The sequence below is a fragment of the Chthonomonas sp. genome (assembly GCF_035294165.1).
In the GTDB taxonomy this organism is placed as follows: domain Bacteria; phylum Armatimonadota; class Chthonomonadetes; order Chthonomonadales; family Chthonomonadaceae; genus Chthonomonas.
In genome coordinates, this window is the sequence record NZ_DATGLN010000258.1 from 1 (window position 1) to 3,586 (window position 3,586).

The window sequence follows — 3,586 nt, forward strand, 5'->3', positions numbered from 1 at the left end:
AAAACACGCTCCGGCAAAATCATGCGGCGCCTCCTGCGCGACATCGCCGAAGGGCGTGTGCTTGGCGATACAACCACTCTGGCCGATCCTACCGTAGTGGCAAACCTGCGCAAAAAGTACGAGGAGACGGAAGCCTAAGCGAGCAGCGCGCCTCAAGCCGCTACGCCTCAAAAGCAGACGAGAGAAAACCAACAATCTGCTTTTGAAAGGCATGTGAGGAGATAGATGGTGAGCTGGGCCTCATCGGAAGAACGGCGGCTTGAAGGGGACAGGTTGCGGGCGCAGGGGCAACATAAGCAGGCTCTAGCGTGTTATCGGCAGGCGATAGCCCTAGAGTCTGCCAACATCTATGCGCTGAACAACATGGCCGTTCTCTTGCTGGAGCATAGCGAAGCCCAAGAGGCCGAGGCGCTTTGTCGGCGTGCCCTCTCGATGCGGGACGACCTTGCGGAACTGCACTACAATCTAGGGCGCGCGTTGGCCGTGCAAGAGCGTTTCCCTGAAGCCATTGCTGCCTACGAACAGGCGCTGGCCCTTGCCCCCAACATGGCCGAGGCCTACAACATGCTCGGCAACGTATGGCGCGCTCTTGGCGCTATTGACAAGGCGGAGTGCTGCTATCGGCAAGCGGCAAGTCTGAAGCCCGAATCGGCCGAGTTCCAGGTGAATAGAGGGCTTACTTCCCTTTTGCAGGGTCGTTATGAAGAGGGCTTTGGCGATTTTGAGCGCCGCCTAGAGTTAGCTGCCGTGAATCTGCCTCCTCTATCTCAGGGTCGCCCGTGGCACGGAGAGCCGCTTCGAGAACGCACGATCCTCGTGAGATTTGAAGGGGGCTTCGGCGACACCCTCCATTTCCTGCGCTATCTTACGCCTCTAAGAGCTACCGGCGCGCGCGTTCTGCTGGAATGTCAGCCAGAACTAGCTCGCCTCTTGAGTTGGTGCGCCGATGCCGATGCCGTTCTTCCTGCCATGCGGCCCGCCCCACCCCCTGCTCCGTTCGACTTCCACGTCTCTTTGCTCAGCCTACCTTACCATCTCTGGAAAACCCACGGTGCGCTCTCACAGTCTATTCCCTATATCAAGGCGCCACCCAAACTCGGGCCGGTTTGGCAAGACAAACTCGCCCCAAAAGGCGACACGCTGCACGTTGGGATCGTCTGGGCCGGCAACCCCCGCTACCCTAACGACAAAAGACGGTCGTGCCCTCTCGAATATATATCACCGCTCTTTGAGGTCGCCGGAGTAACCTTCTACAGCCTTCAAAAAGGAGAGGCTGCCGAGCGTGCTCAACCCACTCTCCGTCGGTTGGGGGTACAAGACTTATCACCGGAACTGCGCGACTTCGCCGACACCGCGGCGGCCATCGCCGCACTCGACCTCATAATAAGCGTGGATACCGCGGCAGCTCATTTGGCAGGCGCCATGGGAAAGCCGGTTTGGGTGCTGCTGCCCTTCTCGCCCGACTGGCGCTGGGGCATGGTGGGAGAAACCACCATCTGGTACCCCACGATGCGCCTTTTTCGTCAGCCGCAGATAGGCGATTGGCAGAGCGTTATCGGGCAGGTTGTCGAACAACTGCGTGCCCATCTCATCGGTAGAGACGGCCGTATTAGGCCAACTTAGGCAGCGCCATAAAGAAAGAGGCTATCGTCTTCGCGTCCTCTATCTCTCCCCGCAGAATCTGCCGGTGCAGTTCCTCTATCGGCACAGAAACAGGCTGGAGGCGTTCATCATGGTCTGCATGGGCCTCTCCATCGGTCAGTTCCGTGGCTAAAAAGGCGTGGATTTTCTCGGACGAGTAGCCCGGAGCCACGTAGAAGGCGCCCAGAAAGTGCAGCCTGCCGGCTCGGTAGCCCGTCTCTTCCTCCAGTTCACGCGCGGCCGCCTGATCAATTGGCTCGTCGCCCTCTAATGTACCGGCAGGGGCCTCCAATAATACCTTGCCTGCCGGCAAACGAAACTGTCGCACCAGCAGCACATGCCCCTCCTTCACGGGCACAATGCACACCGCGCCGCGATGCTCCACAACCTCTCGCTGCGACACGGTGCCATCTGCTAAACGCACCTTATCTACGTGCAGATGAAGGATGCGCCCGCGAAATATCTCCTCGGAGGCAATAACCTCTTCCTTCAGTTCGTCCATTCGATTCTCTCTTTCTATCTTTTTCTCAGCGATTTACCGCCGATCAACGCCATCAGGGCCTCGGCCAAAAGCACCGCATCGTGGCGCACCACATCGGTTTCGCTGATGAAAGCGCCCACGACCGGCCGATAGCCCTCCGCCTTTAGCCGGTCGGTATCAGGCTCCACTAAAACCGAGCCGGCACGCCGATACTTCTCTAGCAGCCTTGGCTCCGGGACGGCGTTGTTCACAACAACATAGGTAAACAGACGCGGCCCCACATGTATCTCAAGAGCGCGCACATGGTCGCAGGCAGAGAACCCGTCGGTTTCGCCCGGCTGGGTCATCACATTACAGACGTAGACCTTCTGCGCCTGCGAACGTCGGATGGCTTCTGGAATGCCCGGCACCAACAGGTTGGGCAGAATGCTGGTGAAGAGGCTTCCGGGGCCTAACACAATGAGGTCGGCCTCAGCAATGGCCTCTAAAGCATCCTCTACCGGGCAGATTTTATCGTTTGGATCGAGTGGAACGAGAGCGACTCGCTTAATGCGCAGCGGGGATTCGGCGATGGTTGTTTCTCCTTCCAATATCGAGCCGTCTTCCATCTCCGCCCTCAGCTTCACCGGTGTTACTGTGGAGGGCAGCACGCGCCCTCGAATGTTCAAAACACGGCTTGTCTCCTGCACGGCACGCTCAAAATCGCCGTTATTGATGGCACACATGGCCGCTATCAACAGGTTGCCAAAAGCGTGATCGCGCAGTCCCTCCGCATAGTCTCCTCTAGGCGCATTTTCCCCGTTGACGGGCAATCGTTCGCTGCCCATACTCGCGCGAAAGCGAAACTGAAACAGCTCCGTCATCTGCGGCTCGGCATCGGCGAGCGCCACCAAACAGTTGCGAATATCACCAGGCGGTAGAATATTCAACTGCCGCCGGAGCTTGCCGGAGGAGCCGCCGTCATCGGCCACGGTGACAATGGCGGTGATGTTGCTTGTATAGCGCTTAAGACCGCGCAACAGCGTGGATAGCCCTGTCCCTCCTCCTATCACCACCACGCGCTTGCCCTGCGCCAACTTGCGGCGTGTGTAGACCACATCTACTAGGCCGCCGCGCGCGATCTCTGGGTCGAGCGCGCTCATCAACGACTGAATGAGCTTACCCAAGGCGAACAGGCAGAGCAAACCACCCAATAGAAAAAGGCCTAACCCGAACAGCCCCGGATGTATGCCCGCATGAAGATGCTGAATAATCCACTGGGCCAGCCGAAGAATAAGCGGTGGGCGACCATGATGGGCTTGCAGCATGATCGCTGCCCCTAAAAGGAAAAGAATAAGGCCGATGAACCCCAAAGCGATCCAGCGCTTAACATGCATGCCGGGGTAGAGCCATTTCCAAAGAGGAGAGCGTCGGTTCATCGTTCAGGCCTCCTTGCCTTGAGACGGTTCGGGCAGATCGCGATGT

General features: G+C 58.4%; 3 protein-coding genes and 1 pseudogene. 2 read left to right on the forward strand and 2 right to left on the reverse strand.

Going from position 1 to position 3,586, the window contains the following annotated elements:
* Together VKV29_RS15335 and VKV29_RS14745 are read left to right on the forward strand one after the other, a co-directional pair.
* Positions 1-138: pseudogene (locus VKV29_RS15335) on the forward strand (acetyl-CoA synthetase); the annotation flags it as partial.
* An 87-nt stretch (positions 139-225) separates the two neighbouring features.
* Entirely contained in the window at positions 226-1,623 is a 1,398-nt protein-coding gene (locus VKV29_RS14745) for a tetratricopeptide repeat protein (RefSeq protein ID WP_324202083.1), read from the forward strand.
* Here VKV29_RS14745 and VKV29_RS14750 read toward each other — a convergent pair.
* Entirely contained in the window at positions 1,610-2,143 is a 534-nt protein-coding gene (locus tag VKV29_RS14750) for an NUDIX hydrolase (RefSeq protein ID WP_324202084.1), read from the reverse strand. The two genes, VKV29_RS14745 and VKV29_RS14750, sit on opposite strands and share 14 nt — an antisense overlap.
* Positions 2,144-2,157: 14 nt before the next feature.
* Positions 2,158-3,540 (reverse strand): gluconeogenesis factor YvcK family protein, encoded by a 1,383-nt coding sequence (locus VKV29_RS14755; RefSeq protein ID WP_324202085.1) that lies wholly within the window; start codon positions 3,538-3,540, stop codon positions 2,158-2,160.
* Positions 3,541-3,586 lie beyond the last annotated feature (46 nt).